Origin of the sequence: Psychrobacter cibarius, assembly GCF_016107535.1 — a bacterium.
Classification (GTDB): Bacteria; Pseudomonadota; Gammaproteobacteria; order Pseudomonadales; family Moraxellaceae; genus Psychrobacter; species Psychrobacter cibarius.
In genome coordinates, this window is record NZ_JABASQ010000004.1 from 1 (window position 1) to 16,142 (window position 16,142).

Genomic DNA, 16,142 nt, shown 5'->3' on the forward strand with positions numbered 1-16,142 from the left:
TAATTTAGAGAGCCCTGTTTGAAATAGTCTCTTTATTTTAAAGCCTTTATACTTACTTTTACAGATTAGGGACACGCCCTAGTAACTGTGCATCAACTGGGCTTGTGAGTGTGAATGGACATAAGTAGTCCAAATCCTGCCATCAAAGTGACGATCGCAGTACCGCCATAGCTAATGAAGGGCAGAGGAACGCCAACGACGGGTAAAATACCACCAACCATACCCACATTAACGAACACATAAACAAAGAAAGACATGGCAATTGCACCCGCTAGTAATCTACTATATACATCAGGATGGGTGAAAGCGATGTATAAGGCGCGCAGGAGCAAACAGGAATAAATGAACATTAATAAAATCACGCCCAACAAACCAAACTCTTCTGAAAAAGCCGCGATAATAAAATCAGTATGACCTTCTGGTAAAAAATGTAAATGCGACTGCGTGCCCTCTAAATAGCCCTTACCAGTGAGCCCACCCGCACCGATAGCGGTTTTTGACTGAATGATATTCCATCCAGCCCCTTGTACATCGGCTTCTGGATTGAGCAGTGTTAAGACACGGGTACGCTGATAATCATGTAATAGAAAATTCCAAGCAATCGCAATAAGCGGTATCGCTAATATGGCAGCAGCTGAAATCAATCGCCAAGACAACCCTGCTAAAAAAAGCACAAAAATACCACTGGCTGCCACCAATAGCGACGTCCCAAGATCAGGCTCTTTTGCAATTAATAATACAGGGACGATGATTAAGGCTAAGGTAATGACGATGCTAGATAGAGAGGGCGGTAGATCACGCTTGGATAAAAACCAAGCACACATCATTGGCATCCCAAGTTTCATAAATTCTGAGGGTTGCACACTGCCAAACCCTGGTAAATTAATCCAGCGCTGAGCACCCATACGTACTTCACCGATAATATCTACCAATACCAATAAAATTAATCCCATTACATAAAAGATGGGTGTAAAAGTGCGATAAAGGCTAGGCGGTATCTGTGCCATGATAAACATAACCGTAAAGGCCACACCATAGCTGACCATTTGACGTAATACCATACCGACATCTTGACCGGCCGCACTATATAAAATTGTCAAACCAATGCAGCAAACCGTCAATAAGAGAAGGGTCAACCATGGATCGATATGTATACGCTGCCATAACGATGGTGCATGGCCTTGGCCTAAATGATGGCTCTGACGTGAAAAACGGTATTGTGGATTAGAAGACATAGGCAAAGTGTGTCTGGCAATTGAGGTAAGAGGGAAGTTTCAAATCAAATCAACATTTAAAGGTAATCGCACCATATCTATATCTATGCAAGTAAAATATCGTAGATAAAGTAACACATAAGAAATAAAGTCACATAATTATAAAAATTATAAGGATAAGTGTTAATTACCAATAACACGCCTCTGATTAGAGGCGATAGTTTAGCTTGCTTGCTGAAAATTTGATAGTATCGATAAAACGTTTTTAGCGGTAGCTTGTTGCAATGACCAATACAAAAAAATATCCTTATAGGCAGATTCACAAGCCTATGCTTGCACTACTCATGTGTGCCAGTAGCATCTCTGTTCATGCCGCTATTATCAGCGATAATAGTGAGCGCCGTATCCAAGTACGTCAGGGTAGTAGCAGTAACGCTCACATCAGACCTTCGACGAATACTACAAGCTATAATTCTGGCGTTACCATGCTGAGTGGCGATAGCATGCAAGGATTGATTGCTCAAAAGCAGCGTGATTTTGAGTTCGATGACAGTCTGTCTATTGAAGAAAATAAGCGCATGAATGTCAATCGGCGCGCGCCTGCTTATAATACAACTTACAGTAATAACAGCTACAGCACTGCGAATAATACTTACAATAGTACTTATACTGATTCTATTAGTATGGATTTTAACGCGTGGTTGAATAGCAATAGCTACCGTGCTAGGCAAGTAGCAGATTTTCAACGCTACCTAAATTCGCGGGTAGGGGTACACAATGTACCGCCTATGTCGCAGTTGCTCACAACAGCGCGAAGCTGGAGCAAATGTGGTTATGAGCCTTATCAGTTGCCACCGCAAGAGTTATGGGCAAATATCGTCCCAACATTACGTTTGTACGGCGAATTGAAGCATCAAGGAATTCTACCTATCAGTAGTGAAATACGCTCGGTATATCGCAGTCCTGGTCTTAATGACTGTGCAGGCGGCGCCGATAGTAGCAAGCATATGAATGCCAGTGCTATCGACATCTGGGTGCCAGAATATGAAGATAACTTATGGCGGCTCAGTACGATGCAAGATGGCTTATGCCAGTTTTGGCAATATCAAGGACAATCTCATAATTTCGGTTTAGGACTATATGCTACAGGTGCGATACATCTAGACACGGATGGTTATCGTAAATGGGGCTTTAATCATGCCAGTAGCTCATCTTCGTGCCGTTATTAAGTCATTTATGATCTATCAAAAAATCAAATAAATATGAGCCAGAGGTAATTAAAGTAGAGTAAAAGCGCTATAATAATACTGATGAAAGGCAGCGCTAAATGATAAATAGTTTAGCATTAAAAAACTATGGTTAATGATCATTTAGTTTATGAAATCACATAGCGTCTATTGTAAGTAGGATTTATGAAGAAGCGGTATTCAACGATGGTGAAAACACATAAGTCTGATAAGCCAAAAAAAGCGTTTTTGCAATCAAATAACACATATATGGCTTTGTTTGGTTCAATCTTGCTATCTCTTTTATTGATCAGTGCTTGTAGCCCAGAAACGTTTTCTGAACAAGGCTCTCTAACGGCCGAAGATTCCGCTACTGATCCTGACAGAAACTTACAGGACGTTGAAGATATTGAAGATAATATTAAGAACTCTTATGCTCGGCTGGCTTCAAAGCGCTCAGATATCTGTCCAAAACTTATACAAGAAGAGATAGGTAGTCAGGTCGTTGAGCGTACTGCAGAAGTGATGGTGAATAATCATTGTGATTATTTCTTATACCCACGCAGTGGTCAGCAGATCTCGGTTAGCATTAACGACAGTCAAATTGAAGCGCTACTGATAGTGCCAGCCCTGCATGACTTCGCCAATGGTGATTATAAAGTAGACTCTTATGACAAGCACGTGATTCGATTGACCTATAATGGTGCAACTTATAAGCCTGAAAATTTCATGTATGACGTGGCAGTGACTATTTCTGGTTAAGAGCATTATTTTTTTATATGGACAACTCACTATCGACTTTTATTACCACTCATAAACAGTGTTATTCATAATTTATTACTACTCATAAAGAGTGCCAATCTATAAAGAAATGCTGGGCAATACTAAGTAGTGTTGCCCAGCATTTCTTTGTGCGGCTATTTATTAGTCTTTTTCTCTTTCCAAGGATCCTCTTGTCCAACGGTGACAATTAAGAAATCATCAGGCTTAAGGGTATCTTGCATGGTTTGATTGACTTCTGATAGCTTTACTTGATCCACACGTTTGACATAATCAGTTAGATAGCTGTTTGGTAATTGATAAAAATTCATCATCCCAAGTAAGCCATTAATTCCTGCATTGCTCGCAAAACCCATCGGAAAGCTATTCTTAAGATTGTCCGTCGTTAAGCGCATCTCAGTGCTGGTGATACCTTTTTCTAAAGTGTCATTGATGACGGCTAAGCTGGCATCAATGGCCGCGCGCGCCTTGTCATTACGCGTTGAAAAACCGATTTGGTACGGTCCTCGTGCCAGCATGGGATTCATAGAGCCTGATATGCCATAAGTGTAGCCCAAGTTTTGTCTAATCTCAGTCATGAGTCGCGCATTAAAATCACCGCCCGCAAGTACCTCATTACCAACCGCAAAGTTGGTTTGCTTCTGCTGAGACTGGGGATCGGTGGCGCGCTTATCTCCCAATTGTCCCATAAGTACGGTGGTTTGAGTACTTGGAAAGGGGATATGAATGTGCTTGGCTTGGCTCAGTGGTTTTGGTTCAGGCAGCTCAGTTGCAGGCTGACCTTTCGGTAATTTGCTAGTGATATCTTCCGCAAGTTTTTTTGCCTGTTCTAGGGTTAGATTACCAGTGATGGCAACAGAGGCATTCGCTGCGACTAAGTAGCGGTTTTTGAAATCTATCAGTTGTTGCTTTTCGATAGTAGGAACGCTTTCAAGCGTACCCGCTGATGGATGGGCGTAAGGATGCTCGCCATACAATGCTTCGCTAAATGCGATGCTAGCAAGGCTGTTGGGATCTTGTTTTTGCTGCTGCAAACCAACCAATAATCGTGCTTTATTACGTGCTAGGATGCTGTCGTCAAAAGCGGGTTCGCTGAGCATCTGAGTCATTAAATCAACGGCTGGAAGTAGATGCTTATCATCAGATAAGCTACGTAGCGAGACAATAAACATGTCTTTATAAGCACTACTATTTAGATTGATGCCCAAGGTTTCGACAGCGCGAGTAAATTCATTTTCGTCTAAGCGTTTAGAGCCTTGCGTCAACATAGTGGCAGTCATATTAGCAATACCAAAGCCTGTGTTACTAATACTGCCATCACGGGCGCTACCAGCGTTAAAACGCAAGTCGATATCGACAATCGGTAAGGCTGTTGTCTGTACAAAACGTACGGGAACGCCTGCCTTGGTTTTGAACTGCTGAATTGTTGGGATAGTAACGGTTAACGGTTTATCATCGTCAAGGCTGGTTAGCTTTGATAATGCGGCAATCGGTGCGCTGGTATCCACTGCCGCAGAGCCACGATATTCTTCAGCATCTGTTGTGTTTGCTTGTGCTGTCATCGTCAACGTTGTTAGACCTAGCAAGATGCCAACACTAAGATGCGACAGTTTTTGCATGGTGGCGGTTGCTGATGGTATTGAGCTGCACGCTTTTTTTCTATTTTGCAACAAATCACTATTTTGAGTCATGGTTTTCTTCTTATAAATAAGGTCTTTATGATTGGCGCTTGTATCGAATAAAGAGCTAACACGGCACAATTATTTCTCTGTCGCTTCTTGGTCTTTAGGTGGGATGACATGCATCACTGTTAAATTATCCTTTACCAAATACTTTTTGCTAGCAGCCCGTATGTCAGCAATCGTCACGCTATCGAGTTTGGTGGGCAATTTGGCAAGCAGCGTATCGTCAAGACCGATAGACTGTAATGAGCCAATCATCTGCGCCTGACCTTCCATGCTGTCTTGCGCATAGACGAGCCCTGTGACCGTATTGGTTTTGGCACGCTCGATTTCATCAGCAGCGATGGGATCGGTTTTGAGCTTTTCTATTTCAGCCATAATGGCTTGTTGTGCTTGCTCTAAGCTGACACCTTCACGTGGAGTCGCTTGTATCAAAAACAGTCCATCGCCACGATCTAGCAAGTCATATGAAGTGCCCACCGTGGTAAGTAGACCTTGCTCGCGTATCAATCGACTCTCAAGGCGGGCAGAGAGACCACCGTCTAATACATCTTGAGCCAGTGAGAGCGCATAAGCTTGTTTTTCATTAGCTGCACCAGCAGTGACGAGACTGGGTACGTTATAACCCATTAATAATACTGGCACTTGTACGGCTTGCTCGGAGTCAACTTTCTGATAGCCACGGAAGCCTTTTTGACTGACGGCAGGACGTTTAGGTAGATCGCTTGGTGTTAGCTCACCAAAGTAACGTTTGACTTGAGCCAACACCTCTTGCGGTTTAACGTCGCCAACGATGACTAACGTTGCATTGTTTGGTGCGTACCATGTTTTATACCAGTCTTTTAAATCTGTAAGGGTAATGGATTCAAGCTCATCCATCGGACCAATAACGGATTCGCCTTTTGGACTATTCGGAAGCGCCAATAAGCGAAATGACTCATAAGCCTTGGCAAGTGGATTATCATCAGTGCGTTGGCGGCGCTCCTCCATGACAACTTGGTGCTCTTTGGTAAATTCCTGCTCATTAAACAGTAGGTTTTTCATACGATCCGCTTCTAGCTCTAATGCCAAAGGAAAGCGGTTGGCAGGGAATAGCTCGTAATAGCCCGTATAGTCGTAGCTAGTAAACGCATTATTGACGCCGCCAAATTTAGCAATCAAGCGCTCATAGTCGTCGCTCGAAACGTTAGTAGTGCCTTTAAACATCATATGCTCAAGCAAATGCGAGATGCCCCCTTTATCCAGTGGCTCATCTGCTGACCCAACTCGATACCAGATTTGAGTCATTACCACAGGTGCGCGATGGTCTTCTTTTACCACTACCTTTAGACCGTTTTCTAATTGATATTCGTGTCGACCTGACATATCCATGGTCAATGCTGATGAGGGCTGAATGTCTTGACCTGATTTAGCGGTATTTAGCCCATCTTTACCCAAGGTATTTTGAATGACTGGCTTCTGAGCAGTCGACAATGTGTTGGCGCTGATAGTACTGGTTTGGCAAGCAGCAAGAGTCGTTGCTATTGCTAAGGCACAGGCAAGACGTAGAGAGGCGGCAGGTAAGGGCGACGGTGATAAAGGCAGTGGCATGGTATATTCTACTTATATAAAATGGCAACTTGTAAATTGATCAGTGGTTAGAACACTCTCAATACTAGCGATAGATAGCAGGTTTTATAAAGATTTATGTGCCCCAACCATCACACTGGCTGTTGGCTTAAATTCTTGGGTGGTATTGCATCCTGTCGCAGATAGCACCAGTGTTGCTACTAATAAAGCTGCGCTGATGCTGATTGCTTTTTTACCGTACGTTTTGTCAGTATTAGATAGTGATGGCATAGATAATTCCTAAAAATGAGGGTTGAGTGAGCGATAGTGAAGTAGTTGTTAAGTTTTGGAATAAGGCTTGTTCTACAATAAACTCTGGTAGAGTAGGCGAAGTTTAGCATGTGTAAGGTCAGATTTTTGTTGCCAAATCTTAAGCGAAACTTTCTAAAGGGATGGTATGACTTGCCAGATTTGCAAAAATTGACGATAGGCTATGATGGTAAGGTCTGAGCACAACTCGAATTATGATAAACTAGGCTAAAAATTGACTGTCGTGGGTCATGGTCCATGACAAAAACATGACGATATACCAACCCATTTAAAATAATCAAATAACTGACCGTGATAACTTTTAGGGCAAGCTTATGAATAACTCCAATAATAGCAGTCGTGTAATCATTAATCTCGATGGCAATCTTGATGACTTAGATGACGATGATATTACCTTACCCAGTCTGCCTTCGCAATCTGTGCCCATTATCGATGAGAAAGAAGATGCAGGCTCCATCCAAGCGCCCAATGATCAAAGCATCGAAGATCAGCAACAAGACAGCACGATAAACAAAGATGTCTCAAGTGCTGGTGCGGCACAAAACATTGCTTTGGGTGCGCCAATTGTGAGGACAGAAGAGCAAAGCACGTCTAAGAACGCCTCTGAAAGCTTTATAAGCGCTTCCTCAACTGATAACGATAATAATAAAAATATTGATACTAAGCTTAGCACTATTTCTACTGCCCCAACCATGCCATTACAAGAGCAACTTGGCGATAGCCCAAACGTCAGTCCTGCGAGTAGTGCGGTACAAGCGACCACTCAAGCAGAAATCGAATCTACAGAGCTGCAAGAAAATAAGAAAAAAGGCAGCTGGTTTAACCGCATGAAAACGGGGCTAAGTAAGTCGCGTAAAAATCTTGCCGAAGGTATGGTCAGTATTTTGATCGGTAGCAAAGAGATTGATGATGAGCTATTGGAAGAAGTTGAAGACCAACTGTTGGTCGCCGATATCGGTGTCAACGCGACCAATCGTATTATCAAAAGTCTGACCGATCAGACAGACCGTGGTGATTTGATTTATGCGCATTCATTATATAAAGCGTTGCAAACTGAACTGGTTGATATTTTAACGCCAAAAGTCGCACCACTAATTATTGATACCAGCAAAAAACCTTTTGTGATTTTAGTTGTGGGTGTCAACGGTGTCGGTAAAACCACGACGATTGGTAAACTTGCCAAGCGCTTACAAGGTGAAGGCAAATCCGTCATGTTGGCGGCTGGTGATACCTTCCGCGCTGCCGCGACTGAACAGCTGCAAATTTGGGGTGAGCGTAATAATATTCCAGTCGTCGCTCAAGGTCATGGCTCTGATAGTGCTTCTGTTATCTTTGATGCCATGCAGTCTGCCAAAGCAAAAAATATCGATGTATTAATCGCTGATACTGCTGGGCGTTTGCAAAATAAAACCCACCTAATGGCAGAGCTTGAAAAAGTGGTACGCGTCATGCGTAAAGCTGATCCAAGCGCACCGCACGAAGGTATGATTGTCCTCGATGCTGGCACGGGTCAAAATGCGATTAATCAAGTAGAACTCTTTAACAAAGTCGTCCCATTAACGGGTATCACCATTACCAAACTAGATGGTACTGCGAAAGGTGGTGTGGTCTTTAATATTGCCGAAACGACGGATGTTCCTATTCGCTATATTGGTGTCGGTGAGTCGATTGATGATTTACGTGCCTTTAGTCCAAAACAATTTGTCGCCGCCTTATTTGAGACCGATGATAAAGAGTAGCGCTCGATAGGTCATTTTAATAGATCATTTTAGTCGATGAACGATTTTTGAAAATATCATCATTTGAAAGGAAGCATCATGATAGTCACCACAGCCACTTTTGGCGCACACCAGCTAACGTTAATTGCGAGTGTCAATGAGCATAGTAGCCCTAAGCTGGTAGAAGTCAACTGGCTGCTAGCAGGTGACTCTTGGCATAGCTCAAAATCTATTCCCAAACTTAAGAAACACTATGGGCTTGTCGATCAGAGCTTTACGTTTATCAATGAGGATAGCCTAAGCGGAAATGAGCCTGCCCAAGCGCTACTCATAGAGACTATAGCGCAATTAAAATCGTATTTTAAAGGTGATCGTCAGGCATTCGATTTGCCATTAGATATCAGCTTAGGAACCAATTTTCAACAACAAGTTTGGCAAGCGTTACAAGATATTGGCTATGGCGAAACAATAAGCTACGCGACACTGGCACAAAATGTCGCTAGTCCCAAAGGGTTTCGCGCGGTTGCTAATGCTAATAGTAAAAACCCTTTTAGCATTATTGTTCCGTGTCATCGTGTCATTGCTAGCGATGGTAAGCTTGGTGGCTATACAGGCGGACTAGATAAGAAAACATACTTGCTAGCTCTCGAAGGTGTCGAGTTTAAGTGTTAGTTCTTTTGATTATACAAGTTTGATATCGTTTTTCCGATATAAATTTCCGATGCAAATAGTATCAATAGCATGCGTGCAAAGGATAGGCTAAAAGTAGAATATTATGAATAATACGACCACTAAAATATCGGCTATGAAAATATTACAACCTATCACCATTGGTGGTGTCATCTTTAAAAACCGTACGATGTTTCCACCATTGACGACTGGCTATGAAGACAAAGACGGCAATATCAGCTCACAGAGCCGTGCCTTTTATACTCGTCTTGCCAAGGGTGGCACAGGCTATATCGTGTTAGGTGACGTCGCACCTGTCCGTAGTTTTGCGCCGACGCCTAAATTATTTGATGATAGCCAAATAGACAGTTTCCGGCTACTTGCTGATAATGTGCATGCTTACGGTGCCAAGCTTGGCGTGCAGATTTTTTATCCTGAGTATGACGTTAATGTCCTTAACGCCTTGTTTGCTGCTGGCGAGATGCACAAGGTACGCACCCAGCTCAATCATGACATGCAACATTTCGTTAATGAGGTGTCAGAAGACGCTTTGATGGATATTATCGACAAGATATGTGCCTGTGCAGTGCGTGCACAAAAAGCGGGGGTAGATGTCATTCAGGTGCATGGCGACAGACTGGTCGGCGCGCTATGCAGCACACAAATGAACACGCGCACGGATAAGTTTGGCGGCTCTCTTGAGAATCGTACACGCTTTGCTTTGATGTTAGTAGAGGCACTAAAAAAAGTCGTACCAGATATGATTATCGATTATAAATTATCGGTTGTCACACCTGAACGCGGTAAAGGTGGTGTTGATGAAATCGACGCGCCAGAGTTTGCACAGTGGCTTGAAGCAGCTAACGTGGATATGTTGCATGTTGGGCAAGCGAACCATACGGGCAGTATGGCAGACACGATCCCGCCGATGGGCGTGCAGCCTTACTGCTTCTTTGCTGATATCACAGGTGCCGTTAAGCAAGCGGTTTCCATCCCGGTTAGCACCTCAGGGCGTATTATCGATCCTGACATGGGTGAGGGTATACTGCAAAATGGCAAGGCTGATATGATTGGGATTGGTCGTGCGCTATTAGCGGATCCTGATTGGGCGAACAAGGTGGGCTCAGATAAAGCCACTGATATTGTTCGCTGTATATGCTGCAACGAAGGCTGCGTTGATAATGTCTTAAATCGCTCGTTTATTGCTTGCGTGGTCAATCCTGAAAATGGCTTTGAAGAAACGCGTTTTATTATGCCTGCTCAAATGAAGAAGAATGTTGTGGTCGTCGGTGGCGGTCCTGCAGGGTTGGAAGCTGCCCGTGTGGCTGCAAAGAAAGGTCATAGTGTAACCCTGTTTGAAACCGCTACTGAGCTGGGTGGGCAGTTGCACATCGCTGCCGTCCCGCCGCGTAAAAATGAAATACGCCGAGCCATAGAAGACTTGGTACATGCCGTACACACTCAGGGTATAACGCTAAAATTGGGTCAAACAGCGAATATTCAAAGCATACTAGCGCTAGAGCCTGATGCTGTTATCGTCGCAGTCGGTGCGTCAAGTTTTATACCGCCAATTCCAGGTATAGATGGCAAAAACGTCTATGATGCGTGGCAGGTGCTGGCAGGTAAGTATAAAGTATCTGGGCGCGTGGCGGTAATCGGTGGTGGTGTGGTCGGTTGTGAGACCGCTGAATATCTTGCTACACAAGGCTGCAAGGTATCGATAATAGAGATGCGTGATCAGATTGGTAGTGATATCAGCGTGACTGTTTTACCTAGCATGCTTGAAAATTATAAGACATACGGTGTAGAACAATATACTGGATATATGGTAACAAGCATTAACAGCGGTGAAGTAAGTTGCGAAGATAAAAATGGCAGTATTGCCCAAATTCCATACGACTATGTCGTTATCGCTAGTGGTGCGCGTCCCGTAGTCTTCGATACAGAGGCTTTGAGCGTTAAAGGTATTGAGGTCGTGCAGGTAGGTGATTGTTGTGAGGTTGCTGATATATCATATGCAACCAAGTCAGCATACGATGCAGCGAATGCGCTTTAGTAAATCCGATTTTTCATTATTAAATGGTTGTTATTGCATCATAGAAAATATTGAGTCATAAAACATCAAAAAGCCAAACGTTTTAAACGTTTGGCTTTTTGATGAGTGACACATAAAGGGTTGCTGGATAAAACTATTGCTCAAGCTGGGTCATTACGTCAGCAGAAAAGTTTACATTGCTATAAACCTCTTGCACATCATCGATATCTTCTAACATATCAATCATTTTCATGACTTTTAATGCATCATCGACATTGTCTATTTCAGCACTGGTAGACGGTGCCATGGTCACTTCAGCATTGTCAGAGACCAAACCTGCAGCATTAAGCGCATCTTTGACATGACCGAAATTTTCCCATTCAGTGATGACGAGTAAGCTGTCACCATCATTCTCGATATCAAGCGCGCCTGCATCTAATGCCACTAGCATGACTTCATCTTCTAGGCTTGTATCATTAAAGATGATTTCACCGCGCTTATTAAATAGATAAGCGACCGAGCCAGTAGTACCCAGATTGCCTTCATTTTTGGTAAAGGCGTGGCGTACTTCACTGACTGTTCGGTTAAGATTGTCAGTCAAGGTTTCGACAAGTACTGCGACGCCGCCGATGCCATAGCCTTCATAGCTTACTTCGTCCATATTGTCATTGTCATCACCGCCTGTACCACGAGCTACTGCACGGTTGATGGTATCTCGTGTCATATTGACAGATAGGGCTTTTTCAATGACAGCACGTAGGCGCGGATTCTTGTTAGGGTCAGGATCACCTTGCTTGGCAGCAGAGACAATTTCACGAATAATTTTAGTGAATACTTTACCTTTTACCGCATCCTGACGGGCTTTACGGTGTTTAATATTTGCCCATTTTGAATGGCCTGCCATATAACATCCTTAAGTTTTGCGTATTATTTATTGTGCTTAAAACAAGTTTTAATAACAATCTTTTACTATGAGTGTGTCATGAATAAGAGTATTTATACATTTTAAGATTTTTCAATCTGCATGATGACACACTTCAGATCACCTGTTTCTATGATATAGCTTGCACTATCTCTTTGAAGTAACGAAGCAACAGAGCTACCGACACGTTAACGATTTGTATTTTGTTGAGAGTGCTTTTTTGCTACACTGTGGCAACTTAGTGATTGTATTCACATATGACCTGTGAGCAATATTATAAACCAATTTTATCTATTTTGACTAACTTGGCCTTATCCAGCGTATTTTAAATCATTGGTTGCCATCAAGCCATTAATTTTATATCGCTACTGACTCGATACTACTGACTATATGAAGCAACCGACGGCTGAAGCCATTACCCACCTGCGCAACCGCATTCATATTATTATTGAAGGCACAGATACCCGTTTGGGTAAACTTTTTGATATTGTATTATTGATTGCGATTTTGACCAGTGTGGCTGTGGTCATGCTGGACAGTGTGCTATACATGCGTCTGCAATATGGCACTATATTCTTCTATGCTGAATGGTTTTTTACCATTTTATTCACGATAGAGTATGCGCTCAGGTTGTTTTCAGCACCAAACCGCGTGCGTTACGTCTTTAGTTTTTTTGGGGTAGTTGATTTATTGTCTGTGCTGCCAAGTTACCTAAGCCTCATGTTTGTGGGGGTACAGTATCTATTAGTGATACGGGTTTTGCGTATTTTACGTGTGTTTCGCGTACTCAAGCTCAAAGCTTATATGCAACAAGCGGGATTTTTGGCCTCGGCGCTTAAAACCAGTCAGCAAAAAATCACGGTATTCTTTTTGTCGCTGGTATTATTGGTCACGATTTTCGGCTCGATTATTTACGTGGTAGAAGGCCCTGAAAATGGCTTTACCAGTATTCCGCTGTCTATCTACTGGGCAGTCGTCACCATGACCACGGTCGGTTACGGTGATATGTCACCCAAAACGCCGTTAGGTCAAGCGATTGCGAGCATGGTCATGATTACGGGTTATTCGATCATTGCAGTGCCAACGGGGATTTTTACTTCTGAGCTGGCACGTAATATGCGTCCGCAACTCAATCCCGTCACCTGTCCTAATTGTGGCAAGTTCGGTCATGCCATTGCAGCAGAATTCTGTGATCGTTGTGGACACGCTTTGCATATTTAGCCGTGTTTGTGCGTTGTTTACTTTCTTAACACTCTATATTTTATATCGTTATACATCAATGTATTCACTAACGAGCGGTGATAAGTCAATCTCAACACCGAGGTTGACCAAGTTCCAGTATTGTCCTGACACTGTGCGATCTAGCATCATGGTGGTTGCAGAAGGTTGGAATTGACCAAAGTACTTCAACGACGTCCGCATTTGAGCAATGACTTCGTGATGAACCTGACTTTGACCAAAATCAAAAGCGCCTTGTTGATAAGGTTGAATAGACAGAGGCTTTAGCCCAATGGATAGCCATTTTTCATAAAACTCTCCGGGGATATTTTTATCGTCATCACGGCGAATATCAAGGGCGATGAGGTCCTGCTCAAGGGCAGTCACATCTCCTTTAATGGCATGCTTGGCAAAACGGCGGAACAATTGAACTTCGCTGTCACTATAGCTACGAATGCCGCCAAAATCATAAGCCACCACACTGCCGTCTTTGCGAAAGGCAAAGTTGCCGGGATGTGGGTCACAGTGCATACGGTATAAGCCAAATAGTTGTCCTGCGGTAAAGTGGAACAGGCGCTTGGCTATGTCTTGTTTGATGTCATTGTCCCAAGTCGCCGCGACCGTTAGGGTTTCTCCCATCTCTTCTGTTAAGGTTAAAACCCGTTTAGAAGAGTGGCTGCTAATGACTTTAGGAATAATAAGACCTTTGTCTTCTGCATGAAATGCGCCAAACACTCGCAAGTTATGCGCTTCTTTAATATAGTCCAATTCATCATGTAAACTTTGGCGAATCTCGTTGAATAGTTGCTCTTGCAACTGCTTGCTCATATTGAGCACACCCGCGATTTTTAGTGCCATGCGTACTTGTTTGAGGTCACTATCACAGTTTTCATCGACATCAGGATATTGAACTTTAACCACCACTTTTTGACCAGATGGCAAAACGGCTTTATGCACTTGACCGATGGAAGCCGCCGCAAACGGTGTTTCTTCAAATTCGCTAAATAATTCTGCCACAGGCGCTTTAAGCTCGCGCTCGATTTGTGCACGTATCTGCGCATAGGGCATGGGCGGCGCATCTTTTTGTAGCTTTTCTAACGCTGTCGCTACTTCTGGTGGGAACACGTCTTTATATTGCGAGGCAATTTGCCCGACCTTCATCACCGCGCCTTTCATTTCACCCAACGTTTCGGCTATCTGAATGCCCACATCTTGCATCAGCTCTGAGCGTGCTTGCAAACGTTTTTCTTCGTCACTTGAGAGGTGCTTAAATGAGTTTTTAGCTGCTTTGCCGGCAATGCTTGCTGTCATGCCAGCCAATTTCATAAAGCGCTTTCCAGACGATTTTGCCATTCATATCACCATATAGTGGGTTGTTTGCTCAGCCATAATTTTAGTATTTTAGTCAAACAATTGCTGTTTAACTCGTGTGCTATTGATAAAGTATAGTTAGACAATTCATGATTTTCGGTAATCAGGATTAAGCATTAAGCATTAATCGCTGATTGTGACAGAGTAGAGGCTATCAAGCCAGTAGGACAATGCCATTTGATAACCCAGATGCCCCAAACCACAAATAACACCGACGGCGACATCGCTTAGATAAGAATGATGACGAAAAGGCTCGCGCGCATGCACATTGGATAAGTGTACCTCGATAAACGGTTTTTGTGTGGCCAAGAGCGCATCACGTAATGCAACCGAGGTATGAGTAAAGGCGGCTGGGTTAATGATAATGGCATCTACTTGCAGCGCTGTCTCCGCTAAAAGTCCATGATATTGGATGTCATCTATCAGATTACCTTCATGATTGGATTGTATACATATTAATTCAATACCGTGCTGAGCTGCGCGTGCGATCAGACGTTCCTCGATATCTGCTAGTGTCGTATGACCATAAATCTTAGGTTCGCGCTTACCCAATAAATTCAAATTGACCCCATTAACCAGCAATAACTTATGAGTGAGTGTTTTATCGGCATTTTGCTTCGAAGGCGTGACGGTTGGTATAGACTGAGAAGGAGAGGTCATAATGGTCTCTATAACGATGAAACGAGGTTGAGGATTTATTATTTGTTATAAGGTTTAGATACTGTATAAGCATAAAATGGCATAAGCGTAAAATTGCACAGTTTAATCAAACCTTTCTCTTTATGATAACAGCTTGATGACGAGGTTATAAAAAAATTACATGAAAAATAAAGCTAAAGCCAAAAAATCATGTTAAAAGTCTTTATGTTGCTAAAAACCCGTGCTATGATATTTTTTATGCAATAATTATTGCAATTTTGTTGCTACTGCCGCAGTAGAGCAATCAGTAAGGCAGTCGTTATGTTTGTAAGTACTCACTGTGTTGCTACATACCATTATTTGCTATAGATGCGGTATGTAGGTGATAGTAGTGAGGATAGTACTCTTAAGTTTTTGATTTCATCATCTTAGATCCCGTTTATATGCAATGTTGCAAAGGAATTTGGGGCTAAGCGGACTTTTTTAGGAAGCAATATTATGTCAGCTCGTGAGCAAGGTATCGTTAAGTGGTTTAATGACTCAAAAGGCTTTGGCTTCATTCAACGTGACAGCGGAGAAGATATTTTTGTCCATTTCCGCGCGATTCAAGGTGATGGCTATCGTTCTCTAAAAGATGGCGAAAAGGTCGAATTCAGTGTGGTAGAAGGTGATAAAGGTCTTCAAGCTGAAGAAGTCAGAAAAGTAGAAGAGTAATCTATCCAGTCATTAGAGCGGTTTAGCTATAATGTCTGTAGACACTACTGATATACTACTGAGTCAAGCCCGTTTT

14 protein-coding genes are annotated in these 16,142 nt (G+C 42.9%); 7 read left to right on the top strand and 7 right to left on the bottom strand.

Annotated features, from left to right (window positions below; translation table 11 throughout):
* Positions 1–92: 92 nt before the first annotated feature.
* Positions 93–1,235, bottom strand: a complete 1,143-nt coding sequence (rodA, locus tag JFC08_RS04260) for a rod shape-determining protein RodA (RefSeq protein ID WP_055124925.1) — start codon at positions 1,233–1,235, stop codon at positions 93–95.
* A gap of 263 nt (positions 1,236–1,498) precedes the next feature.
* On the opposite strand from rodA, the gene JFC08_RS04265 reads away from it, so the two are divergent.
* Complete coding sequence (locus JFC08_RS04265; RefSeq protein WP_198329832.1) at positions 1,499–2,443, top strand: D-Ala-D-Ala carboxypeptidase family metallohydrolase; 945 nt, start codon at positions 1,499–1,501, stop codon at positions 2,441–2,443.
* Between the two features lie 183 nt (positions 2,444–2,626).
* Complete coding sequence (locus JFC08_RS04270) at positions 2,627–3,202, top strand: hypothetical protein (protein ID WP_198329833.1); 576 nt, start codon at positions 2,627–2,629, stop codon at positions 3,200–3,202.
* A gap of 155 nt (positions 3,203–3,357) precedes the next feature.
* Here the strand turns inward: JFC08_RS04270 and JFC08_RS04275 are convergent, their stop codons facing one another.
* From JFC08_RS04275 to JFC08_RS04285, 3 genes are all read right to left on the bottom strand, one after another.
* Positions 3,358–4,911 (bottom strand): M16 family metallopeptidase, encoded by a 1,554-nt coding sequence (locus JFC08_RS04275; protein ID WP_198329834.1) that lies wholly within the window; start codon positions 4,909–4,911, stop codon positions 3,358–3,360.
* A gap of 69 nt (positions 4,912–4,980) precedes the next feature.
* Positions 4,981–6,492 carry a M16 family metallopeptidase gene (locus tag JFC08_RS04280; RefSeq protein ID WP_198329835.1) on the bottom strand — a complete coding sequence of 504 codons (1,512 nt, stop codon included), beginning with the start codon at positions 6,490–6,492 and terminating at the stop codon, positions 4,981–4,983.
* Positions 6,493–6,576: 84 nt separating this feature from the next.
* Complete coding sequence (locus JFC08_RS04285; protein WP_157908393.1) at positions 6,577–6,741, bottom strand: hypothetical protein; 165 nt, start codon at positions 6,739–6,741, stop codon at positions 6,577–6,579.
* Positions 6,742–7,607: 866 nt separating this feature from the next.
* On the opposite strand from JFC08_RS04285, the gene ftsY reads away from it, so the two are divergent.
* From ftsY to bilR, 3 genes are all read left to right on the top strand, one after another.
* Positions 7,608–8,519 carry a signal recognition particle-docking protein FtsY gene (gene ftsY, locus JFC08_RS13875; protein WP_244656498.1) on the top strand — a complete coding sequence of 304 codons (912 nt, stop codon included), beginning with the start codon at positions 7,608–7,610 and terminating at the stop codon, positions 8,517–8,519.
* Between the two features lie 78 nt (positions 8,520–8,597).
* A complete protein-coding gene (locus JFC08_RS04295) occupies positions 8,598–9,170 on the top strand; it encodes a methylated-DNA--[protein]-cysteine S-methyltransferase (RefSeq protein ID WP_198329837.1) in 573 nt (190 codons plus the stop codon).
* Between the two features lie 103 nt (positions 9,171–9,273).
* Positions 9,274–11,223 (top strand): bilirubin reductase, long form, encoded by a 1,950-nt coding sequence (gene bilR, locus JFC08_RS04300; protein WP_244656496.1) that lies wholly within the window; start codon positions 9,274–9,276, stop codon positions 11,221–11,223.
* Between the two features lie 133 nt (positions 11,224–11,356).
* Here the strand turns inward: bilR and JFC08_RS04305 are convergent, their stop codons facing one another.
* Entirely contained in the window at positions 11,357–12,106 is a 750-nt protein-coding gene (locus JFC08_RS04305; protein ID WP_060491175.1) for a YebC/PmpR family DNA-binding transcriptional regulator, read from the bottom strand.
* 408 nt (positions 12,107–12,514) lie between these two features.
* Here JFC08_RS04305 and JFC08_RS04310 point away from each other — a divergent pair, with 408 nt between their 5' ends.
* Entirely contained in the window at positions 12,515–13,345 is an 831-nt protein-coding gene (locus JFC08_RS04310; protein ID WP_045446426.1) for an ion transporter, read from the top strand.
* A 48-nt stretch (positions 13,346–13,393) separates the two neighbouring features.
* On the opposite strand, the gene JFC08_RS04315 is transcribed toward JFC08_RS04310, so the two are convergent.
* Together JFC08_RS04315 and aroQ are read right to left on the bottom strand one after the other, a co-directional pair.
* A complete protein-coding gene (locus JFC08_RS04315; RefSeq protein ID WP_198329838.1) occupies positions 13,394–14,695 on the bottom strand; it encodes an ABC1 kinase family protein in 1,302 nt (433 codons plus the stop codon).
* A gap of 141 nt (positions 14,696–14,836) precedes the next feature.
* Complete coding sequence (aroQ, locus tag JFC08_RS04320) at positions 14,837–15,373, bottom strand: type II 3-dehydroquinate dehydratase (protein ID WP_198329839.1); 537 nt, start codon at positions 15,371–15,373, stop codon at positions 14,837–14,839.
* Positions 15,374–15,850: 477 nt separating this feature from the next.
* Here aroQ and JFC08_RS04325 point away from each other — a divergent pair, with 477 nt between their 5' ends.
* Positions 15,851–16,066 (top strand): cold-shock protein, encoded by a 216-nt coding sequence (locus JFC08_RS04325; protein ID WP_011513806.1) that lies wholly within the window; start codon positions 15,851–15,853, stop codon positions 16,064–16,066.
* Positions 16,067–16,142: the final 76 nt, after the last annotated feature.

Bases quoted from the DNA above. Each gene is read 5' to 3' on its own strand.
- rodA (WP_055124925.1), bottom strand. From the start codon at position 1,235: ATGTCTTCTAATCCACAATACCGTTTTTCACGTCAGAGCCATCATTTA.
- JFC08_RS04265 (WP_198329832.1), top strand. From the start codon at position 1,499: ATGACCAATACAAAAAAATATCCTTATAGGCAGATTCACAAGCCTATG.
- JFC08_RS04270 (WP_198329833.1), top strand. From the start codon at position 2,627: ATGAAGAAGCGGTATTCAACGATGGTGAAAACACATAAGTCTGATAAG.
- JFC08_RS04275 (WP_198329834.1), bottom strand. From the start codon at position 4,911: ATGACTCAAAATAGTGATTTGTTGCAAAATAGAAAAAAAGCGTGCAGC.
- JFC08_RS04280 (WP_198329835.1), bottom strand. From the start codon at position 6,492: ATGCCACTGCCTTTATCACCGTCGCCCTTACCTGCCGCCTCTCTACGT.
- JFC08_RS04285 (WP_157908393.1), bottom strand. From the start codon at position 6,741: ATGCCATCACTATCTAATACTGACAAAACGTACGGTAAAAAAGCAATC.
- ftsY (WP_244656498.1), top strand. From the start codon at position 7,608: ATGAAAACGGGGCTAAGTAAGTCGCGTAAAAATCTTGCCGAAGGTATG.
- JFC08_RS04295 (WP_198329837.1), top strand. From the start codon at position 8,598: ATGATAGTCACCACAGCCACTTTTGGCGCACACCAGCTAACGTTAATT.
- bilR (WP_244656496.1), top strand. From the start codon at position 9,274: ATGAATAATACGACCACTAAAATATCGGCTATGAAAATATTACAACCT.
- JFC08_RS04305 (WP_060491175.1), bottom strand. From the start codon at position 12,106: ATGGCAGGCCATTCAAAATGGGCAAATATTAAACACCGTAAAGCCCGT.
- JFC08_RS04310 (WP_045446426.1), top strand. From the start codon at position 12,515: ATGAAGCAACCGACGGCTGAAGCCATTACCCACCTGCGCAACCGCATT.
- JFC08_RS04315 (WP_198329838.1), bottom strand. From the start codon at position 14,695: ATGGCAAAATCGTCTGGAAAGCGCTTTATGAAATTGGCTGGCATGACA.
- aroQ (WP_198329839.1), bottom strand. From the start codon at position 15,373: ATGACCTCTCCTTCTCAGTCTATACCAACCGTCACGCCTTCGAAGCAA.
- JFC08_RS04325 (WP_011513806.1), top strand. From the start codon at position 15,851: ATGTCAGCTCGTGAGCAAGGTATCGTTAAGTGGTTTAATGACTCAAAA.